The organism is Vibrio sp. V33_P6A3T137 (genome assembly GCF_009904835.1).
GTDB classification, from domain to species: Bacteria; Pseudomonadota; Gammaproteobacteria; order Enterobacterales; family Vibrionaceae; genus Vibrio; species Vibrio metschnikovii.
On sequence record NZ_WXWK01000066.1, the window covers coordinates 1 to 21,610 of the forward strand.

Consider the following 21,610-nt stretch of genomic DNA (forward strand, 5'->3'; position numbering starts at 1 on the left):
AACAATGACTTGAAAATGAAAACAATTTAATAATTGAAGTCGGTCGCATTGATCAAAAATAGAAAGTGACAAAATAGTTACAATCTATCTCACTAATTTCTTCTTCTAAATTAAGTTATTTTTGGCAATAAAAACCCTTAACCATTGATCAATGGTTAAGGGTTTTGGTTAGCATTTAAAATCGTTAGGTGAGAAGATCCAACAAATCTTGCTCAGAAAATATTTCGATTCCCAGCTCTTGAGCCTTAACTAATTTAGATCCTGCCGCCTCGCCCGCAAACAGCATATCGGTATTTTTTGATACACTACCAGTCACTTTGGCCCCTAAGCTTTGTAAAGCCGCTTTAGCTTCACTGCGTGATAATTGAACCAGAGAGCCCGTCAATACCACTGTTTTTCCAGCCAGTGGCTGTGGCTTTGCAACATCTTGAGGTTCAATATCAGGCCACGTTACGCCTAAGTCTCTTAACTCTTGTACAACACGTTGGTTCTTTTCCTGACTAAAGAAAGCATGCACATGACTCGCCACAATCATTCCTACATCTTGAACTTCAATCAACTGCTCAACAGAGGCTTGGCTAATTACTTCCAAAGTACAAAAATGTTGAGCCAGATTCATCGCTGTTGCTTCGCCAACTTCACGGATACCTAGGGCATATAAGAATCGGGCTAAGGTCGTATGCTTAGCGTTAATCAGTGCCTGAGTGATATTTTGAGCCGATTTAGGGCCCATTCTATCTAATACGGTTAACTCACCCGCTCGGAGTTTAAATAAGTCGGCTGGCGTTTCGACCATTTCTCGCTCTACGAGCTGCTCAATGACTTTATCGCCTAAACCGTCTACATTCATTGCTTTACGTGATACAAAGTGCTTTAACGCTTCTTTGCGTTGCGCTTGACACACTAAGCCGCCAGTACAGCGAGCAACCGCTTCGCCCTCGACGCGTTCCACATCAGATTGACAAACTGGACAGTGACTCGGGAAAATTATCGGTTGAGCCTCTTGAGGACGACGTTCCAACACCACGGAAACAATTTGTGGGATAACATCACCAGCACGGCGAATAATTACCGTATCGCCAACCATTACGCCTAATCGCTCGATCTCATCCGCGTTATGTAACGTCGCATTGCTGACCGTCACACCACCAACAAATATCGGTTCTAACTTAGCAACAGGCGTAATGGCTCCGGTTCTTCCTACTTGAAATTCAACCTCATTTAAACGAGTCATTTCCTCTTGAGCAGGGAACTTATAAGCAATCGCCCAGCGAGGAGCACGAGCGACAAATCCTAATTTCTCTTGCAGTGCAATATCATCAACTTTAATCACCACACCATCAATTTCGTAAGGCAAGTCAGCTCGTTTTGCCATAATCGTTTGATAGTAATCTTTAACTTGCTGAGCGTTTTCTACGCGCTGCGTCTCTGGGCTAACCGGAAGCCCCCAGCTTTTTAACTGTAAAAAACGGTCATAATGACTGGTCGATAACTCAGCACCTTCGACCACTCCGACACTATAAGCATAAAACGCTAAAGGACGCTTAGCCGTAATACGAGAATCAAGTTGACGCAAACTTCCAGCGGCCGCATTACGTGGGTTAACAAACACCTTTTGACCTTTTTTCAGTGCTTGAGCGTTCATCCGCTCAAAACCCTCTTTGGGAATAAACACTTCACCTCGAACTTCAATCCTTGAAGGCCAGCCAGTTCCAGAGAGTTTGAGAGGGATCGATTTGATGGTACGTACATTTTCAGTGATATTCTCACCTGTCGTACCATCGCCACGGGTCGCAGCTTGAGTTAATCGACCATCCACATACAATAGACTAACTGCTAACCCATCCAATTTAGGCTCACAACAAAAACGAGCATGCTGAGTGGCAGCAACTCGCTCACCGATACGACGAAAGAAGCTATCCAACTCACTATCAGCAAAGGCATTATCTAACGATAACATCGGTCGTTCATGAGTGACTGATTCGAAACTCGATAATGGTGCCCCACCAACACGTTGACTAGGCGAGTCTTCACTTACCCATTGTGGATATTGCGCTTCAATTTCTAATAACTCCCGCATCAACCGATCGTATTCAGCATCAGGAATGGTCGGGGCGTCTTCCACGTAATAACGTATCGCATGTTCATTCAGGATTTGCCGTAACTCTTGTAATCTTTGCTCTACGTGTTGCATTGGTATTCTCTCGGATCATGAAAAAAGGCTCCGGTCGGAGCCTTATGAGGTGTTAATTACTGCTGTTTAAGTTTGAACTTTTGAATTTGCTTACGATACTCAGCTAGCCGATTGGGTGTCATCAGGTTACGTGCATCATCCAAAACATTAGCGCCCATATCATCGGCAATTTGTTGAGCCGTTTTAAGCATCAACTTGAAATTCTGCTCAGCGTCACCGTAACAAGGCAAGGTCATAAAGAAAGAGATGCCTTTGGTGGTAAATTCAGCGGGATCGTCATGTTTTAATGTCCCCGGCTGTAACATATTAGCCACGCTAAATAACACTTTACCCGTTCCTGATAAATCAGCATGACGATGGTAGATATCCAGTTCACCATACAACAACCCATTTTGCTGAAAGCTGTCAAATAACTTGCTACCAACAAAAGGCTCAGCACCTGCACAGTGTACATTAAGCACAATCACCTGCATTTCAGGCTCTTCTTCAGGTGTTTCAGTTTGAGCCGGAGTAATAGATTCAGGTTGCGGTTCAACCATCGACGTTTCGATACGACTTTCTTCTGAAACAGCGTCAGCCTTTAATTTAACGCTCGGTTCTGGCGCTGCTGTATCGAGATCATGTTTAGGAACGATTTGTTGTGTTGCATCGCCACTGTCTTGCAAATCATAATCAGCAATTAGAGGGTCAATATCATGACCAGTTAAACCAAAATCAGGCTCTCGACGATCAGGGCGAGTCACTTCGTCAGTTGACGCCAACTTCGCCTCTTTTGCGGCCTTCTTATCTTGATGTTCAACATTGATACGCCCGAGCGGCTTATCGCCGAACTTCGACTTACCTTCTTTTTTACTGGTCCAAAGACCATGAAACAATAAAGCGGCTATCGCTAGCCCGCCAACAATAATGAGTACGAATCGCAATTCCTGCATCTTAAACTCTCAGTGTTTCGGTGTTGATGTTCCGAGCTCTAACGCCTATGTTGAACGTCTGCCAAGGTGGGGTGTATCAAACTATAAGGTTACTTTACCAAAAGTTACCCCTGATTTAGAACAACTTAATGTTAGAAGTTACGTCTACAGGCGCATTTTTATTATTGTAAGCTTCAGTTACACTCTAAATTCTGTTTTTTTGCGTTCATTTCGGAAGGGACCATGCCCACACGCTCTGGATTAGATTATTTTTTTGATGGTGTTCATCTGGCTTTTTCACCAGGCATCCGTCGTTTTACTTTACTTCCTTTGATGATCAACGTGCTACTGATTGGAACGGCTTTGTATTATCTTTTCACCCATCTTAACGATTGGATAACCCAGTGGCTTGACGCTCTACCTAGTTTTTTATCTTGGCTATATTATCTGCTTTGGCCATTGCTCACTATCACCATCCTCGGTACCTTTTCCTATTTTTTCAGCACGCTAGCTAATTTTATTGCTTCGCCTTTTCATGGCCTATTGGCCGAAAAAGTCGAGCAAAAAATAACCGGAAAAATCGAAAGCGATCTAAGCTTATTCTCTGTACTCAAGGATACGCCACGCATTCTTCTTCGTGAGGGACAAAAGCTTTTTTACGTTATTCCCCGAGCACTAGGATTATTTCTACTGTTACTCATCCCCGGCCTGGGGCAAACACTAGGGCCCATCGTCTGGTTTTTATTCACCGCTTGGATACTCGCCATCCAATATTGTGATTATTCCTTTGATAACCATAAAGTTGACTTTAAAGTGATGCGAAACCAGTTAAAACAAAAACCAGGTAAAACTTACGGCTTTGGCATGATAGTCGCGCTGTTAACCACGATTCCTGTCGTTAATCTTTTTATTATGCCAATTGCAGTATGCGGAGCCACCGCCATGTGGGTTGGTGAGTTTAAATATTCCCACACCAATCACTCGGCATCTGCCAGCAAGACGATGTCCGCCAAGTAGCTCAGCTATATAGGCAATGAATCACATCAGTCTATAAGCGAAGAGAATAAAGCCATCTAATAAATCGCTAATAAGTTATAACTTTTTAATCCTTTTACTTTTCTATCGAATCTCTATTCTTGACCAGTATCAACCAATTTGTAGCAACGCATCAACGATTGATCTATGCGTAATAAAGGGACAGCACAATGAGTAAAATTTACGAAGACAACTCTCTGACTATCGGTAACACTCCTCTGGTTCGCCTAAACAAAGTCAGTAACGGCCGTGTGTTAGCCAAAATAGAAGCACGTAACCCAAGCTTCAGTGTTAAATGTCGTATTGGCGCTAACATGATTTGGGAAGCAGAAAAGCAAGGCAAGCTAAAAGAAGGAATTGAGCTAGTCGAGCCAACCAGTGGCAATACTGGCGTCGCTTTGGCCTTTGTGGCTGCAGCCCGTGGTTATAAACTGACCTTAACTATGCCAGAGTCGATGAGTCTTGAGCGTCGTAAACTACTCAAAGCGCTTGGTGCTAACCTTGAATTGACTGAAGCAGCAAAAGGCATGAAAGGTGCTATTGCCAAAGCAGAAGAAATCGTCGCCAGCAACCCAAGTAAATACTTACTGCTTCAGCAATTCGATAACCCAGCCAACCCTGCTATTCACGAAAAAACCACAGGTCCTGAGATCTGGGAAGCCACCGATGGCCAAATTGATGTCTTCGTTGCTGGGGTGGGCACTGGTGGTACTCTCACTGGAACAAGCCGTTATATTAAGGGTGAAAAAGGTAAAGCGATCATTTCTGTTGCCGTAGAACCAGCAGAATCGCCAGTGATCAGCCAAGCTTTGGCAGGAGAAGAAATAAAACCTGCGCCACACAAAATTCAGGGTATTGGAGCAGGTTTTATTCCAGGCAACCTAGATTTAGAACTGATTGACCGTGTAGAAACCGTGACGTCTGATGAAGCCATCGATATGGCTCGCCGCTTAATGGAAGAAGAAGGGATTTTAGCCGGAATATCTTCAGGTGCTGCGGTTGTCGCCGCTAATCGCCTCGCTGAACTTCCTGAATTTGCTGGAAAAACCATTGTCACTGTGCTGCCAAGCTCAGGTGAACGTTACCTAAGTACAGCGCTCTTTGCCGGTATTTTTACTGAGAAAGAAAACCAACAGTAATAGGTGATTAAATCAAATTTTCGTTTAAAAAAGCCCCATACAGGGGCTTTTTTGTTGATCCTTGCCCCACCTTTGGTAATATCGGGATGTTTTATTTCTAGCTTCAAAATAAAGAAGCAGGCAAGATTAAAGTCAAGGCTGATTTTTGGTAAAACTCTACCTCAGCCATTGATTGTTTTAAACTGAAATAAGCGCTACCACGAAAATCCCGTTACTCCGCTAGCAGAAATGGGCAGTTAAGGTTAAGCTTATCTAAGTGAACAACTTACAAAAACTACATTAATTGGGGTATAACACATGTACGAGAAGCAAGTAGAAATCACTGCAGAAAACGGTCTTCATACTCGTCCAGCTGCACAGTTTGTTAAAGAAGCAAAAGCGTTCGATGCAGATATTACTGTCACTTCAAACGGTAAAAGCGCCAGTGCTAAAAGCTTATTTAAACTACAAACCCTTGGCCTAGTTAAAGGCACAGTGGTCTCTATCTCGGCTGAAGGCCCTCAAGCGAAAGAAGCCGTTGACCATCTAGTTGCCCTAATGGACCAACTTCACTAATCGACGCTCTCTATTTTAGATAAAGGTCATTTTGTTTAAACGACAAAGTGGCCTTATTTGAAATATGACCAACAATAAGCTAAATGTTATTGTTGGCACATCGTCCATATTCTCCCGTTTACAGTTGACCAATTTAAGGTAAGGCTATGATTTCAGGCATCCTAGCATCTCCAGGTATTGCTATCGGTAAAGCACTACTACTTCAAGAAGATGAAATAGTCCTAAACACAAACACCATCTCAGACGCAGATGTAGCAGCAGAAATTGAGCGTTTTTACGACGCACGCGCAAAATCATCCGCGCAGCTCACTGTCATTAAACAAAAAGCGCTTGAGACCTTTGGTGAAGAGAAAGAGGCCATCTTCGAAGGCCATATCATGCTACTGGAAGATGAAGAGCTAGAAGACGAAATTTTAGCCCTCATCAAAAATGATAAATTATCAGCAGATAACGCGATTTATACGGTGATTGAAGAGCAAGCCACTGCCCTTGAATCGCTCGATGATGAATATTTGAAAGAGCGTGCAACGGATATTCGTGATATCGGCACCCGCTTTGTAAAAAATGCATTAGGCATTAATATCGTATCACTCAGTGATATTAATCAAAAAGTTATCTTGGTTGCTTACGATCTAACGCCTTCAGAAACGGCACAAATCAACCTTGATTATGTGCTTGGCTTTGCTTGTGACATTGGTGGCCGCACCTCACATACCTCAATCATGGCACGCTCTCTAGAACTGCCTGCGATTGTTGGTACTAATGACATTACCAAACAAGTAAAAAATGGTGACATGCTGGTCATCGACGCAATTAATAACAAAATTTTTGTTAATCCAACCGAAGCTGAACTTGAGCAAGCCAAACAAGTACAGCGCGACTTCTTTGCTGAAAAAGAAGAACTTGCCAAATTAAAAGATCTTCCAGCACAAACCCTTGATGGGCATAGTGTTGAAGTGTGCGGTAACATTGGTACCGTAAAAGATTGCGATGGCATCATTCGTAACGGCGGAGAAGGTGTTGGTCTGTATCGTACCGAGTTCTTATTTATGGACCGTGACGCCCTTCCGACCGAAGAAGAGCAGTATCAAGCTTATAAACAAGTTGCCGAAGCGATGAAAGGCCAATCGGTCATTATCCGTACCATGGATATTGGTGGTGACAAAGATTTACCTTACATGGATTTACCAAAAGAAATGAACCCATTTTTGGGTTGGCGTGCAATCCGTATTAGCTTAGATCGCCGTGATATTCTGCGCGATCAGTTGCGTGGTATTTTACGTGCATCGGCACACGGCACATTGCGCATCATGTTCCCAATGATCATTTCAGTTGAAGAAATTCGTGAACTGAAAAATGCCATTGAAGAGTACAAAGCTGAGCTACGCAGCGAAGGGCTAGCATTCGACGAAAACATCGAAATTGGTGTGATGGTGGAGACACCAGCAGCAGCAGCGATCGCTCATCATTTAGCGAAAGAAGTGGCCTTCTTCTCGATTGGCACCAACGACTTGACCCAATATACCCTAGCGGTAGACCGCGGTAACGAAATGATTTCTCACTTGTATAATCCATTATCACCAGCGGTTTTAACAGTGATTAAACAAGTGATTGATGCTTCTCACGCTGCAGGAAAATGGACCGGAATGTGTGGTGAGCTTGCAGGAGATGAGCGCGCAACACTACTATTACTGGGTATGGGATTAGATGAATTCTCGATGAGTGGTATTTCTATCCCTAAAGTAAAAAAAGTGATTCGTAACACCAATTTTGCAGAAGTCAAAGCCATGGCAGAACATGCGTTGTCATTACCGACCGCCGCTGAAATTGAAGCGTGTGTAGAAAAATTCATCGCAGAGAAGTGCCAATAAGCCATCAGCCCCCTACAATAGGTGACGATCAGCAAACTCCTTGAAGGATATAAAAATAGTCGTCTATTGTTTGGGATTGGTATACTATACTGGTATAGAATAAATTTGAAACGTTAGGAGCATGACACAATGGGTCTGTTTGACAAACTTAAAAAGCTAGTCTCTGATGACAGCGCTGACGCAAGTGCAATTGAAATTATTGCACCGCTTTCTGGTGAAATTGTAAACATTGAAGATGTGCCAGATGTCGTGTTTGCCGAGAAAATCGTTGGTGATGGTATTGCGATTAAACCTACTGGTAACAAAATGGTTGCTCCAGTAAACGGGACTATCGGTAAAATCTTCGAAACGAATCACGCATTCTCTATTGAATCTGACGATGGCGTTGAGCTGTTTGTTCACTTCGGTATTGATACCGTTGAATTGAAAGGCGAAGGCTTTAAGCGTATCGCTCAGGAAGGCCAATCAGTAAAAGTGGGTGACACAATTATTGAATTCGATCTTGCTTTGCTAGAAGAAAAAGCCAAATCAACACTGACTCCGGTTGTTATCTCTAACATGGATGAGATTAAAGAACTGAGCAAGTTGTCAGGTTCTGTGACGGTTGGTGAAACTCCCGTTCTTCGTGTAACTAAATAAGCGATTTATCGCTAACTTATACTCAAGACTTGAAACGAAACGCTGCCATCATGGCAGCGTTTTTGTTTTATCGCTCGCCATCTAACTCACTTACAAACCAAGCGCGTAGCGTAATACCTGCTGCTTAATCGGTCCCGTATAATCCGCCCCTTTCAATAAAGCATTGCGCATTACTTTTAAAGGTAATTTATCGTTACTGAATGTTTTATAAAATACATCCATGCCAGTTTGCATCAATAAGTTATCAGGACGACGTTGACGCTGATACTGAGCAAAATGCGCTGCAGTGAACAATGAGGCTTCTTTTGTCACCGCTAATAATACTGAGACATCCTTAAAACCGAGATTCACCCCCTGCCCTGCAAGAGGGTTAATCGTGTGCGCGGCATCGCCGACTAAAATACACCCCTGCTTGACATAACACTGAGCATGACGACGAGTTAATGGAAAATGACCATGCTGCAACACCTCAATATCACCAAGCTCTTGTGGAAAATGGTTAAGGATCTCTTCTCTAAGTTGACTTAATGATAAATTCGCCAGTTGCTTAATTCGCTGTGGTGAGTCATACCATACCAATGAAGCCTGATGACCGGTTAACGGTAAAAACGATCGGGGTCCAGAAGGAAAAAACTGTTGCCAAGTAATGTCTTGTTGTGGTTTTTCCGTCACAACATTGATCAACATACAGTGTTGGCGATAATCCCAAGCCGTGATGCCAATTTGCGCCATTTTTCTCACTTGTGACTGAGCGCCATCCGCACCAATAATCCATTGGCTATGCAAAACCTCACCCGATTGCAAAGTGATCGTTTTGAGTTCAGTACTAAAATTAATATGATTGAGTTGATCGGGGCAAAATAGCGTCAGATTTGGATAAAGTGCAAACTGCTCCCATAACCCCAATTGAAGGATTCGATTTTCAACCATAAAACCCAGTTGCGCTAATCCTAAAGAGTCACTCGAAAAACGAGTGCGACACTCTGGGTGCTCCCAAGTTTCTAAACGACGATAAGGACAGAGACGCATTTCTGCAATTGCCGACCAAGCGCCTAAGGATTGTAATAAATCAACAGAGGTTTGCGAGATGGCCGAAATACGCACATCCATCGGTTGCTCTGGCGAAAATGGCTGCGGAGCATAGCCTTCCACTAGCGCCACTCGTCGCCCTTGTTTTGCAAAGCCTAAAGCAGCGGCGGCACCGACCATTCCACCACCGACCACAACAACATCAAAATTATTCATGCTTGACCCTTTTGGGTTACTCTCTTTCTGGGTCCATTGTACGGAGTGAGTTTTTTTTTGCGAACATATTTGTCCTAAAACCTTGTATAAAACAGGGTAAAAACCCAGTAACAGCAACGGTTATAATTTATTTCTAACCCTAGTCAGTCACAAACGAAAGCAGTACAATACGCTGCTACCGTCGTGATGGCGGATCCTTATTTGAACAAACTATTGAACGAGCGAAAGTGAGATGAGTAAGAAACTGCTAATTAAAACCTGGGGCTGTCAGATGAACGAATACGATTCATCGAAAATGGCCGATTTGCTCAACGCGGCAAATGGTTATGAGCTAACTGAAGAGCCAGAGGAAGCAGACGTACTTCTACTTAATACCTGTTCAATCCGGGAAAAAGCCCAAGAGAAGGTCTTCCATCAACTCGGGCGTTGGAAAAATCTTAAAGACAAAAAACCAGGTGTCGTGATTGGTGTGGGCGGCTGTGTAGCAACCCAAGAAGGCGATCATATTCGTGAGCGTGCCCCGTTTGTTGATGTGATTTTTGGCCCACAAACCTTGCACCGCTTGCCTGAAATGATCAAGCAATCACAATCGACTGATGCACCAGTGATGGATATCTCTTTCCCTGAAATCGAGAAATTCGATCGCTTACCTGAACCTAAAGCAGAAGGCCCTACCGCTTTTGTCTCCATCATGGAAGGCTGCTCAAAATATTGTACTTACTGCGTCGTACCTTATACGCGTGGTGAGGAAGTGAGCCGTCCAATGGATGATGTGTTATATGAAATAGCACAATTGGCCGATCAAGGCGTGCGTGAAGTCAACCTACTAGGGCAAAACGTCAATGCTTATCGTGGACCAATGCACGATGGGACCATCTGCTCATTTGCTGAACTATTACGTTTAGTAGCTTCAATCGATGGTATTGACCGTATTCGCTTTACGACCAGTCACCCGCTAGAATTTACTGATGACATCATCGCGGTATACGAAGATACGCCGGAGCTAGTGAGCTTCCTGCATCTTCCAGTACAAAGTGGCAGTGATCGCATCTTAACCATGATGAAGCGCCCACACACGGCGATCGAATATAAATCGATCATCCGTAAGCTGCGTAAAGCTCGTCCGGACATTCAAATCAGCTCTGACTTTATTGTTGGTTTCCCAGGCGAATCGGATAATGATTTCCAAGCCACAATGAAACTGATCAGAGACGTTGATTTTGATATGAGCTTTAGCTTTATTTTCTCACCTCGCCCGGGTACGCCAGCCGCCGATTATCCTTGTGATGTATCGGAAGAGACGAAAAAAGAGCGCCTATATGAACTTCAGCAACAAATTAATAGCCAAGCGATGCGCTATTCTCGTTTGATGCTTGATACTGAACAGCGTATTTTAGTCGAAGGTCCATCAAAGAAAAACTTGATGGAACTGCGCGGACGCACTGAGAATAACCGTGTCGTCAACTTTGAAGGCTCACCCGATCTGATTGGTCAATTCGTTGATGTGAAGATTGTTGATGTCTTCTCCAACTCCCTACGTGGTGAACTGATCCGTACTGAGTCGGAAATGAACCTACGCGTTGTTATTTCACCTTCACAAATGATGGCAAAAACGCGCCGAGAAGATGCCTTAGGCGTTGCTTCTTTCACGCCATAATATGGGGTAAGTCCCCTCATAATGATGTGTGAGGAAGATTGACGCTTTTGGTCACAACATTCCATGAGTAGCCGGTCAACATCGGCTACTTATTCATGATTTATTGAGAGGCCAATTTGAGCAATAAAATCGTTACTTTAGAGATCACTCTCGAACCTTCCGACAACCGCCGCTTAGCCAGCTTATGCGGTCCTTTTGATGATAATATTAAACATATTGAGCGTCGCCTCGGTGTCGAAATCAACCACCGTAGCAATTTCTTTACCATTGTCGGCAAGCCTCATACTGCCGCAGCCGCCTTAGAAATCATCAAAACGTTATATGTAGACACTGCCCCTTTGCAAGGCAATATTGCCGATATTGAGCCAGAGCGTATTCATCTTGCGATTAAAGAAGCAGGCGTACTCGAACAAAATCACGAATCTGCCATCGCTTATGGCAAAGAAGTGTTCATTAAAACCAAAAAAGGCGTGATTAAACCGCGGACACCAAACCAAGCTCAGTATTTAGTGAATATGGTCACCCATGACATTACCTTTGGGATTGGTCCAGCGGGTACGGGAAAAACCTATTTGGCGGTTGCCGCCGCAGTTGATGCCCTAGAACGACAAGAAGTGCGACGCATCCTTCTCACCCGTCCAGCGGTAGAAGCGGGGGAAAAACTGGGATTTTTACCCGGTGATTTAAGTCAAAAAGTTGATCCCTACTTACGTCCACTCTATGACGCTCTGTTTGAAATGCTCGGTTTTGAACGCGTTGAAAAACTCATTGAGCGTAATGTTATCGAAGTCGCGCCACTGGCTTACATGCGTGGACGCACGCTAAATGATGCATTCATCATCCTTGATGAAAGCCAGAACACCACCGTGGAACAGATGAAAATGTTCCTGACCCGCATCGGTTTTAACTCACGCGCAGTGATCACCGGTGACGTAACACAAATAGATTTACCCCGTGGTGCTCGCTCTGGATTACGCCATGCGATTGAAGTACTCAATGAGGTTGATGAAATTAGCTTCAACTTTTTCTTAGCTGACGATGTGGTTCGTCACCCAGTCGTTGCTCGCATCGTTAATGCTTATGAAAAATGGGAAGCTGAAGATCAAAAACAACGTAAAATCAATGAGCAACGTCGTCGTGAAGAACGTGAACACACGAATATGACGCCGGCAGCAACATCGAACATCGAGGAATCTCATTAGTGATGTCTATCGAACTAGACTTACAAATTGCCGTTGAAGATGAGCAAGGTCTCCCTAGCTTTGATGATTTTTTAACGTGGTTTAGCGCCGCAGTAACCCCTTTTCAATCTCAAGCTGAAGTCACCATTCGTATTGTTGATCAAGCGGAGAGTCATCAGCTAAATTTAAACTACCGTGGCAAAGATAAACCGACGAATGTGCTATCTTTTCCATTTGAAGCCCCAGCGGAAATTGAGCTGGATCTATTGGGTGATTTAGTCATTTGTCGACAAGTCGTTGAGCAAGAAGCACTTGAACAAGAGAAATCTTTGATGGCTCATTGGGCGCATATGGTTGTACATGGCACTCTTCATCTGCTAGGTTATGACCATATTGATGATCAAGACGCGGACGAGATGGAAGCCCTTGAGACAGAAATCATGCAAAACATGGGCTTTGATGACCCATATTTAGCGGAGAAAAACTAAGCCAATACGCCCCATTAACTCAGCGCTGTAGGTTTAACCATTGTTATTAAGGTAACAACCACTGCACCGCTTGGTTAGTCAGGAACCGATTGCGTATAAGCTTACATGTGAGCTATCACACATCTGATAGCGTTACCAATAAGAGAAATAATGAACGACGATAACTCGCCCTATTCGACCGAAGGAAAAAAAGAAAAATCTGAAGGTCCGAGTAGAAAGTCCTTCTTTGAACGCCTAGGTCAACTGTTTCAAACGGATCCTAAAGACCGTCAAGACCTGGTTGATGTGATCAGAGACTCAGAAATCAATGACCTTATCGATCACGACACACGCGACATGCTTGAAGGCGTGATGGAAATTGCGGAGATGAGAGTACGGGATATCATGATCCCCCGCTCACAGATGGTGACCGTTGAACGCACCCATGATATGGATACGCTGATTGCGATCATTACCGATGCTCAACACTCCCGCTATCCTGTTATCAGTGAAGATAAAGACCATGTCGAAGGCATACTTCTTGCGAAGGACTTACTCAAATACTTAGGCTCAAGCAGCGCCCCATTTAATATCGAAGAAGTCATTCGACCTGCCGTGGTGGTCCCTGAGAGTAAACGCGTTGATCGCCTATTAAAAGAGTTCCGTGAGGAACGTTATCATATGGCGATTGTCGTAGATGAGTTTGGCGGTGTATCCGGCCTAGTCACGATTGAAGATATTCTCGAAGAAATTGTCGGAGATATCGAGGATGAATTCGATGATGAAGAGCAACTGGATATTCGTAAATTAAGTAAACATACCTACGCCGTGAAAGCGTTAACGACCATAGAATCGTTTAACGAAACGTTTGGTACTTCGTTTAGCGATGAAGAAGTCGATACGGTTGGCGGTTTGGTGATGACGGCCTTTGGCCATTTACCTTCTCGTGGAGAGGTGATTGATATCGGCGGCTATAACTTTAAAGTCACTGCCGCTGACAGTCGAAGAGTCGTCCAACTGCAAGTCACCATCCCTGATTTACAAGCCCTTCCAGAGACTATGGAAGAGTAGCTGGTTATCGAGAACCGCCAGTCACAGTGATTATCGAATCACTACCATTGAACCTTGACGCGAATCATCAACATAACGCTGACGATTCGCGTCAAACTTAAAGGTAACGATGCTGACTCAGGCTATCTCTGCCCGAATCACTTAATGAGAGCATGACTGGATGAAAGATGTTATTTCACGCCGCTTACAGCCTATCTTGGCTGTTTTTTTTGGCGCGCTGACCACATTAGCCTTTGCCCCTTATCAAATCTGGCCTATCGCCATTCTCAGCCCTTTGGCTTTATTGCTACTTATTGAGAAGAAAACGCCCAAACAAGCGGCACTGCTCGGTTATAGCTGGGGACTTGGCCAATTTGGTGTTGGGATCAGTTGGGTATACGTCAGTATTGATACTTTCGGAGGCATGCCGAAAATTGCTGGCTTGCTGCTGATGTTGTTACTTGTTGCCTATCTCGCCCTGTATAACGGCCTATTTGCTTGGGCTCTTAATCGTTTTTTCTCAACCACTCATTGGTCACGTTTTCTCTTCGCCGTTCCCGCCCTGTGGCTGATCAGTGATTGGTTACGCGGCTGGGTAATGACCGGATTCCCCTGGCTATGGCTTGGCTATAGCCAGATCGACGGGCCGTTGGCCTCTTTCGCTCCTCTGGCGGGTGTTGAGCTATTAACATTATTACTGATGATCTCTGCTGGTTCATGCGCTTATGCTTGGCAAAACAAAGCTTGGCGCTACTTACTGCTGCCTATCAGTATTTTCATCATCGGTGTCGCACTTCGTTCGGTTCAATGGGTGATACCGCAACCAGAACGAGCCACTAGCGTAGCGATTATCCAAGGTAATGTGGAACAATCTTTAAAATGGCACCCCAACCAACGCTGGCCAACTATCATGAAATATACCGATCTGAGCCGTGAAAATTGGGATGCCGATATTATTATTTGGCCAGAGGCCGCCATCCCTGCTTTTGAAGTAGAAATTGGGTCATTTCTCAGCAATTTAGATTCCGCCGCACGAATGAACCAGAGCGCGGTCATCACCGGTATTTTAAACCATGATCAGCAAGGGCATTATTTTAATAGTATTTTAGCGTTAGGTGAGACGGAACATGCAGAGTATCGCTACGATGTGACGCAACGCTATCATAAACATCACTTGTTACCGTTTGGTGAGTTTGTACCCTTTGAAGCGTGGCTAAGACCACTGGCACCCTTGTTTAATCTACCGATGTCTTCGTTTAGTCGGGGAGATTATATTCAACCGAATATCATCGCTAAAGGATTCGCCTTCGCCCCCGCGCTGTGTTACGAAATCATCTTTAATGAACAACTTCGTGTCAATGTCACCGAACAAACCGATTTTTTGCTGACCTTATCGAATGACGCTTGGTTTGGTCACTCGATTGGCCCATTACAGCACATGGAAATTGCCCGTATGCGCGCCTTAGAACTTGGTAAGCCTCTGATTCGTTCAACAAATAACGGAGTCACCGCGATCACCGATCATTATGGCCGAATCACGCATCAAATCCCGCAATTCGAAACGGCAGTGTTAAGAGCCGAGATCATTCCGACTCGTGGACAGACGCCCTATCATCGACTAGGGAGCTGGCCACTCTATTTATGGGTTATTGCTAGCCTTACCATAGGGCTGGTCACGATTCGCCGATCTTAAATCGGCAATAACACTCGATCTATCCTCAAGCGCCATCCATATCGCGCTTGGGGTTCGACCTCTTGATTTTTGCTAAGGCTGCAAAGGCTGACGGCTAAATAATTTATGGCCGCAGCGCAGACAAGGGACAATTTCTGTTGGGTGATTGTACTCAACCTTATGATTGCAACTTTCGCAAACTAAGATCCCCAAGCCAATCATTTCCCCTGCTTGATAAACACCTTGGTGCTCAAGATCTTGAAATAGCTCCACCCACTCCACTTTAGTTTTATCCGTAATATCCAGCAGCCCTTGCCAGATAGAATTGGCAATCATTAAATAAAAAGGTCCCGTTTTACTCTGCTCATACTGTTCAGAAAAAGCTTTTAAATCAGCTTTAACATAAGCTGAAATGAGGGCTAATTCATCTTGAGTCAAGTCATTCGCCGCTGCCACAACCTTACCCGATGTGTCTAAAATATGTTCTAACTCTTCTGGGCTTTGTTTCAACGTTTCGAGCACTTCTTCTACTAACGCCTCATAACCTGCTTTCTGTTTTCGCATAAGTCACCTCGTTCAGTCGGATTGGCTATTGTTGTGCTGTGCTGCTTTAGGTATTCTATGTTGATCTATTAGTACCTGTTCGAACCGAACTCACAAATTCCAAGATAACCGGATGTCATCGATGCAAGATCAATATAACCCGCAAGATATTGAACAGAAAGTTCAACAGCACTGGGACAACAATAAAACCTTTGTTGTAAGTGAAGACCCAAATAAAGAAAAATTCTACTGTCTTTCGATGTTTCCTTATCCAAGCGGTCGACTGCACATGGGCCACGTACGTAACTACACGATTGGTGACGTCGTTTCTCGCTTCCAACGTTTACAAGGTAAAAACGTCATGCAACCGATTGGTTGGGATGCGTTTGGCTTACCGGCCGAGAATGCTGCAGTTAAAAATAAAACAGCGCCAGCACCATGGACTTACGAAAATATCCAATACATGAAAAACCAGCTCAAATTACTGGGCTTTGGTTATGACTGGAGCCGTGAATTCGCTACTTGCCGTCCTGAATACTACCGTTGGGAACAAGAGTTTTTCACCAAACTGTACGAAAAAGGGTTGGTTTATAAGAAAACCTCCTCAGTAAACTGGTGTCCTAATGACCAGACCGTACTCGCTAACGAACAAGTGGAAGATGGCTGCTGCTGGCGTTGTGATACGCCTGTTGAGCAAAAAGAGATCCCACAGTGGTTTATTAAGATCACCGCTTACGCACAAGAATTGCTTGATGATTTAGATAACCTTGACGGCTGGCCAGAAATGGTTAAAACCATGCAACGCAATTGGATTGGCCGCTCTGAAGGGGTAGAACTGAGCTTCCAAGTTAAAGATCAGGCGCAAGATCTTGAAGTCTATACCACTCGTCCAGACACGCTGATGGGGGTTACCTATGTAGGTATTGCTGCCGCGCACCCGCTCGCGGTTCAAGCCGCTGCCAATAATCCGCAACTGGCGGCCTTTATTGAAGAGTGTAAAAACACCAAAGTTGCCGAAGCCGAACTCGCGACAATGGAGAAAAAAGGCATGGCGACAGGTCTGACAGCTATCCATCCTTTAAATGGCCGAGAAGTGCCTATCTATGTCGCGAACTTCGTGCTAATGCACTACGGGACTGGCGCGGTAATGGCCGTTCCTGCACACGACCAACGCGATTATGAATTTGCCACCAAATACGGCTTAGATATTATTCCGGTGATTAAGCCTGAAGATGGCAGCGAGTTAGATATCAGCCAGCAAGCTTATACAGAAAAAGGCGTACTGTTTGATTCTGGTGAATTCGATGGCCTAACTTTCCAAGCGGCTTTTGATGCCATTTCAGCAAAACTCGAAGCGCTAGGTAAAGGTAAAAAGACCGTTAACTTCCGTCTACGTGACTGGGGCGTTTCTCGTCAGCGCTACTGGGGTGCCCCCATCCCAATGGTCACCACTGAAGATGGTCAAGTTCATCCCGTTCCTGCCGATCAATTACCAGTGATCTTGCCTGAAGATGTCACTATGGATGGTGTAACCAGTCCGATTAAAGCCGATAAAACATGGGCTGAAACGACATTTAATGGTCAACCTGCACTACGTGAAACCGATACTTTTGATACCTTTATGGAATCGTCTTGGTATTACGCACGTTACTGCTCACCACAAGCAGACGATATTTTAGACCCAGCTAAAGCCAACTACTGGCTACCGGTTGATCAATATATCGGTGGTATTGAACACGCTTGTATGCATCTGCTCTACTCACGCTTTTTCCATAAACTATTGCGTGATGCTGGTTATGTCACCTCCGACGAGCCATTCAAACAATTGCTTTGCCAAGGCATGGTGTTAGCTGACGCTTTCTATCATAGCAATGAGAAAGGCACTAAAGAGTGGATTTCTCCTACCGACGTTAAAGTGGAACGTGACGGGAAAGGTCGCATTATTTCAGCGGTTGATCATCAAGGTCGTCAAGTTGAACACTCAGGCATGATCAAAATGTCTAAGTCAAAAAATAACGGTATTGACCCACAAGAGATGGTTGATAAATACGGTGCGGATACAGTACGTTTATTTATGATGTTCGCTTCGCCTGCCGATATGACATTGGAGTGGCAAGAGTCTGGTGTTGAAGGAGCGAACCGCTTCCTAAGACGGGTATGGAAGCTCGTCGCTGAACATACCGCTAAAGGCGCTGCGGTTGCAGTACAAAGCGATACCTTAAATGCCGACCAAAAAGCGCTGCGTCGCGATGTGCATAAAACCATTGCTAAAGTGACTGATGATATTGCTCGTCGTCAAACCTTTAACACGGCGATTGCTGCGATCATGGAGCTGATGAATAAACTCACTAAAGCGCCACAAGAGTCTGAACAAGACCGAGCTATTTTGGATGAAGCGGCAAAAGCCATCACCTTAATGCTTTACCCTATCGCGCCACACATCTGTTTTGAAATGTGGCAAGCACTCGGCGAAGCCGATATTGACCAAGCGACGTGGCCGACTTACGACGAAACCGCATTAGTTGAAGATCAGAAACTGGTTGTCTTGCAAGTGAATGGTAAATTACGTGGTAAATTGACTGTTGCCGCTGACGCAACGAAAGAGCAGGTTGAAGCGCTTGGCCTACAAGATGAAAACGTACAGAAATTTACTGATGGTTTAACCATTCGTAAAGTCATTTATGTACCGGGCAAACTGCTCAACATCGTGGCGAACTAATCGCTAAGCTGACTGTCTGTATAGCCAAGCAACGTTAAGTTATCAGCTCATGGTCTGTGGTGGTCATCGATATAAAAACCGATCGAATGGCCACCTTATTAGACCGAGCCACAACTTTTAGTTATCAGCACATAAACAGGGCTTACGCCCTGTTTACTTATCTCAGTTTATCGAATGCGGTAAGCTAAGATAAGTAAACTCACTGACGAGAACGAATACCCCATGCGTTTTATATTGCCTGTAACAACTCGACCTTTGTTGATTATTTTGTTGATCGCTTCAACTTTTATCGCTGGCTGCGGCTTCCATTTACGTGGAGACTATGACATTCCAGAAGAGTTAAGCATGATGTCTCTGACCAGTAACGATCAATACAGCACCTTAACACGGCTGGTCAAAGGTCAACTGCGCATGAACGAGATCCAACTCGTTGAACCTGCAAGTAATATAGCTAATTTACATCTCAATGGTGAAAGTTTGAGTGAGCGAACCTTATCGCTGTATCAAAATACTCGCGCCGCCGAAAAAGAGCTGACCTTTAATACCTCTTATCGCGTCACTATACCAGAGGTTGGTACAAGAACGTTTTCCACCAGCGTGACTCGCAGTTACTTAGATAACCCACTGACTGCGTTAGCAAAATCTGCTGAACGAGAAATGATTGTCGATGAAATGCGTAAACTCGCGGCCAGCCAAATTATTCGCCAAATGGCACGCCTAAAGGCCAGCATTCCTAATGGGAGTTTTGAAGAGACTGACTCTAACGTCCAGACTCAATCTGAGCTTGATAACTCAAATACCATTAATATGTTATAGGGTTAACCATGCGATTGTACGCCGACAAACTCAGCGAAACCCTCAACCGCTCGCTCTCTGCTGTCTATTTAATCTTGGGTAATGAACCCTTATTGATTCAAGAATCACGTTTAGCGATTGAACGCAAAGCGCGAGAGCAAGGATTTACTGAAAAATACCGCTTTAATGCCGATGCGTCCCTCAATTGGAACGAGGTGTATGATTGTTGCCAATCCATGAGCCTCTTTTCTCAACGCCAGATCGTAGAAATAGAAGTCGCAGAGAATGGCTTTAACGCAGCATTAGGTAAAGAGCTCGCCAGCTTAACAGCAACGCTGAGTCCTGATGTTTTACTGGTGATCATCGGTGGAAAACTGGCTAAAGCGCAAGAAAATACCGCATGGTTTAAAACATTAAGTGCACAGGCTTGCTGGGTTAACTGCTTAACGCCTGAACTTTCTCGTTTACCTCAGTTCGTGGCGGCTCGCTGCCGAGCTCTAGGTTTAAAGCCAGATAACGAAGCGATTCAAATGCTCGCTCAATGGCACGAAGGTAATCTACTGGCTTTGGTACAAAGCCTAGAAAAATTAGTGCTCCTTTATCCTGATGGGCAATTAACATTATTACGTTTAGAAGAGTCGCTCAGTCGCCACAACCAGTTTACCGCTTTTCACTGGATCGATGCCTTACTCGAAGGTAAGGCCAACCGAGCGCAACGTATTTTGCGCCAACTGGCTGCCGAGGACACTGAAGTCATTATCTTAATCCGCACCGTACAAAAAGAACTGTTTCAATTGTTGCAGATGCGACAGGCTATAGAGACACAAGCGATAGGTAACGTTTTTAATCAATACCGGATTTGGCAAACCAAACGGCCACTTTACTCTACCGCTCTACAGCGATTATCCGTGCCGCAACTTCGTCATCTACTGCAACTACTTGCTCAGTGTGAATTATTGGCTAAGACTCAATATAGCCAACCCATTTGGCCACTGATGCAGCAACTGAGCTTGCAATGCTGCCTACCGCAAGCAAACGTCGCTTTACCGACTTAAAAGCGTGTTATACTACGGCGCTTTTTTAGCAGCAGAATAACCTTTGATGACCATCATCAACGAACCATACTATGAGGATTCACCATTGCAGCAACAACAACTTACCCATTTCCTTGCTGATAAAGCCGATGACATGAAAGCCGTTAATATCGTTACCCTTGATGTCCAAGGTAAATCAAGTGTGACCGACTACATGGTGATTTGTACTGGCACCTCAAAACGCCATGTGGCCTCGATTGCCGATCACATTGCCAACGAGGTAAAGAAAATTGGCTTAGAGCCTCTCGGTATGGATGGCGAGAAAGAAGGTGAATGGGTCGTATTAGATATGGGGTCGACGATGCTTCATGTCATGCAAGAAGAGCATCGCGCTTTATATCAATTAGAAAAACTCTGGGGTTAAGTGTGAAGATTCAACTGATCGCCGTCGGCACCAAAATGCCGAAATGGGTTGAAGAGGGCTTTCAAGAGTACCGTCGACGCTTTCCTCATGATTTACCATTGGAATTAGTCGAAATAGCGGCGGGTAAACGTGGAAAAAATGCTGACATTGCACGTATTTTACAAAAAGAAGGCGAAGCCATGCTCGCCGCCGTACCCAAGGGAAATCGAATTGTTACGCTCGATATCCCCGGAAAACCTTGGAATACTGAGCAGTTGGCAGAGCAATTAGAAAGTTGGAAACTCGATGCACGAGATGTGTCCATTCTCATTGGTGGACCAGAGGGGCTGGCACCAAGCTGCAAGGCGGCCGCTGAGCAAAGCTGGTCATTATCACCCTTAACTCTGCCCCATCCACTGGTGCGTGTGGTTATGGCTGAAAGTCTCTATCGAGCATGGAGTATCACGGCCAATCATCCTTACCATCGAGAGTAATGAGCG

General features: G+C 44.6%; 19 protein-coding genes. 15 read left to right on the forward strand and 4 right to left on the reverse strand.

What is annotated here, in order from left to right:
• Positions 1–184: 184 nt before the first annotated feature.
• Both ligA and zipA read right to left on the reverse strand, forming a co-directional pair.
• Positions 185–2,194 (reverse strand): NAD-dependent DNA ligase LigA, encoded by a 2,010-nt coding sequence (gene ligA, locus CAG60_RS06175; protein WP_161438507.1) that lies wholly within the window; start codon positions 2,192–2,194, stop codon positions 185–187.
• 56 nt (positions 2,195–2,250) lie between these two features.
• Positions 2,251–3,126, reverse strand: coding sequence for a cell division protein ZipA (gene zipA / locus CAG60_RS06180; protein ID WP_161438508.1), 876 nt, complete (start codon positions 3,124–3,126; stop codon positions 2,251–2,253).
• Between the two features lie 222 nt (positions 3,127–3,348).
• Here zipA and cysZ point away from each other — a divergent pair, with 222 nt between their 5' ends.
• The 5 genes from cysZ to crr all read left to right on the forward strand — a co-directional run bounded on the left by cysZ (position 3,349) and on the right by crr (position 8,344).
• Positions 3,349–4,122, forward strand: a complete 774-nt coding sequence (gene cysZ, locus CAG60_RS06185) for a sulfate transporter CysZ (RefSeq protein WP_004395707.1) — start codon at positions 3,349–3,351, stop codon at positions 4,120–4,122.
• 188 nt (positions 4,123–4,310) lie between these two features.
• Entirely contained in the window at positions 4,311–5,279 is a 969-nt protein-coding gene (gene cysK, locus CAG60_RS06190) for a cysteine synthase A (protein ID WP_004395708.1), read from the forward strand.
• 297 nt (positions 5,280–5,576) lie between these two features.
• Entirely contained in the window at positions 5,577–5,834 is a 258-nt protein-coding gene (locus tag CAG60_RS06195; RefSeq protein WP_004395710.1) for an HPr family phosphocarrier protein, read from the forward strand.
• A 146-nt stretch (positions 5,835–5,980) separates the two neighbouring features.
• The gene (gene ptsI, locus CAG60_RS06200; RefSeq protein WP_161438509.1) at positions 5,981–7,705 is read left to right on the forward strand and encodes a phosphoenolpyruvate-protein phosphotransferase PtsI; all 1,725 of its coding nucleotides are present in this window, start codon (positions 5,981–5,983) and stop codon (positions 7,703–7,705) included.
• Positions 7,706–7,834: 129 nt separating this feature from the next.
• Positions 7,835–8,344 carry a PTS glucose transporter subunit IIA gene (gene crr, locus CAG60_RS06205; protein WP_004395712.1) on the forward strand — a complete coding sequence of 170 codons (510 nt, stop codon included), beginning with the start codon at positions 7,835–7,837 and terminating at the stop codon, positions 8,342–8,344.
• 90 nt (positions 8,345–8,434) lie between these two features.
• On the opposite strand, the gene CAG60_RS06210 is transcribed toward crr, so the two are convergent.
• Positions 8,435–9,589, reverse strand: a complete 1,155-nt coding sequence (locus CAG60_RS06210; RefSeq protein WP_161438510.1) for a 2-octaprenyl-3-methyl-6-methoxy-1,4-benzoquinol hydroxylase — start codon at positions 9,587–9,589, stop codon at positions 8,435–8,437.
• Between the two features lie 232 nt (positions 9,590–9,821).
• Here CAG60_RS06210 and miaB point away from each other — a divergent pair, with 232 nt between their 5' ends.
• The 5 genes from miaB (at position 9,822) to lnt (ending at position 15,637) form a co-directional block, all read left to right on the forward strand.
• Positions 9,822–11,246, forward strand: coding sequence for a tRNA (N6-isopentenyl adenosine(37)-C2)-methylthiotransferase MiaB (gene miaB, locus CAG60_RS06215; RefSeq protein ID WP_154168748.1), 1,425 nt, complete (start codon positions 9,822–9,824; stop codon positions 11,244–11,246).
• 116 nt (positions 11,247–11,362) lie between these two features.
• On the forward strand, positions 11,363–12,448 hold the full coding sequence (locus CAG60_RS06220; RefSeq protein ID WP_161438511.1) for a PhoH family protein: 1,086 nt from the start codon (positions 11,363–11,365) through the stop codon (positions 12,446–12,448).
• 2 nt (positions 12,449–12,450) lie between these two features.
• Positions 12,451–12,915 carry an rRNA maturation RNase YbeY gene (gene ybeY, locus CAG60_RS06225; protein ID WP_154168752.1) on the forward strand — a complete coding sequence of 155 codons (465 nt, stop codon included), beginning with the start codon at positions 12,451–12,453 and terminating at the stop codon, positions 12,913–12,915.
• Between the two features lie 150 nt (positions 12,916–13,065).
• Entirely contained in the window at positions 13,066–13,965 is a 900-nt protein-coding gene (gene corC, locus CAG60_RS06230; protein ID WP_004395717.1) for a CNNM family magnesium/cobalt transport protein CorC, read from the forward strand.
• 160 nt (positions 13,966–14,125) lie between these two features.
• On the forward strand, positions 14,126–15,637 hold the full coding sequence (lnt, locus tag CAG60_RS06235) for an apolipoprotein N-acyltransferase (protein ID WP_161438512.1): 1,512 nt from the start codon (positions 14,126–14,128) through the stop codon (positions 15,635–15,637).
• Positions 15,638–15,709: 72 nt separating this feature from the next.
• Here lnt and CAG60_RS06240 read toward each other — a convergent pair whose 3' ends face one another.
• A complete protein-coding gene (locus tag CAG60_RS06240) occupies positions 15,710–16,180 on the reverse strand; it encodes a zinc ribbon-containing protein (RefSeq protein WP_158144127.1) in 471 nt (156 codons plus the stop codon).
• A 121-nt stretch (positions 16,181–16,301) separates the two neighbouring features.
• Here CAG60_RS06240 and leuS point away from each other — a divergent pair, with 121 nt between their 5' ends.
• From leuS to rlmH, 5 genes are all read left to right on the forward strand, one after another.
• Positions 16,302–18,878: a leucine--tRNA ligase gene (leuS, locus tag CAG60_RS06245; RefSeq protein WP_158144963.1), complete on the forward strand. Its 2,577-nt coding sequence runs from the start codon at positions 16,302–16,304 to the stop codon at positions 18,876–18,878.
• Between the two features lie 222 nt (positions 18,879–19,100).
• Complete coding sequence (locus CAG60_RS06250; RefSeq protein ID WP_154168758.1) at positions 19,101–19,694, forward strand: LPS-assembly lipoprotein LptE; 594 nt, start codon at positions 19,101–19,103, stop codon at positions 19,692–19,694.
• A gap of 8 nt (positions 19,695–19,702) precedes the next feature.
• Positions 19,703–20,728 (forward strand): DNA polymerase III subunit delta, encoded by a 1,026-nt coding sequence (holA, locus tag CAG60_RS06255; protein ID WP_161438513.1) that lies wholly within the window; start codon positions 19,703–19,705, stop codon positions 20,726–20,728.
• Between the two features lie 46 nt (positions 20,729–20,774).
• Complete coding sequence (gene rsfS, locus CAG60_RS06260; RefSeq protein ID WP_372447417.1) at positions 20,775–21,131, forward strand: ribosome silencing factor; 357 nt, start codon at positions 20,775–20,777, stop codon at positions 21,129–21,131.
• A gap of 2 nt (positions 21,132–21,133) precedes the next feature.
• Positions 21,134–21,604 (forward strand): 23S rRNA (pseudouridine(1915)-N(3))-methyltransferase RlmH, encoded by a 471-nt coding sequence (gene rlmH / locus CAG60_RS06265; protein WP_040904558.1) that lies wholly within the window; start codon positions 21,134–21,136, stop codon positions 21,602–21,604.
• Positions 21,605–21,610 lie beyond the last annotated feature (6 nt).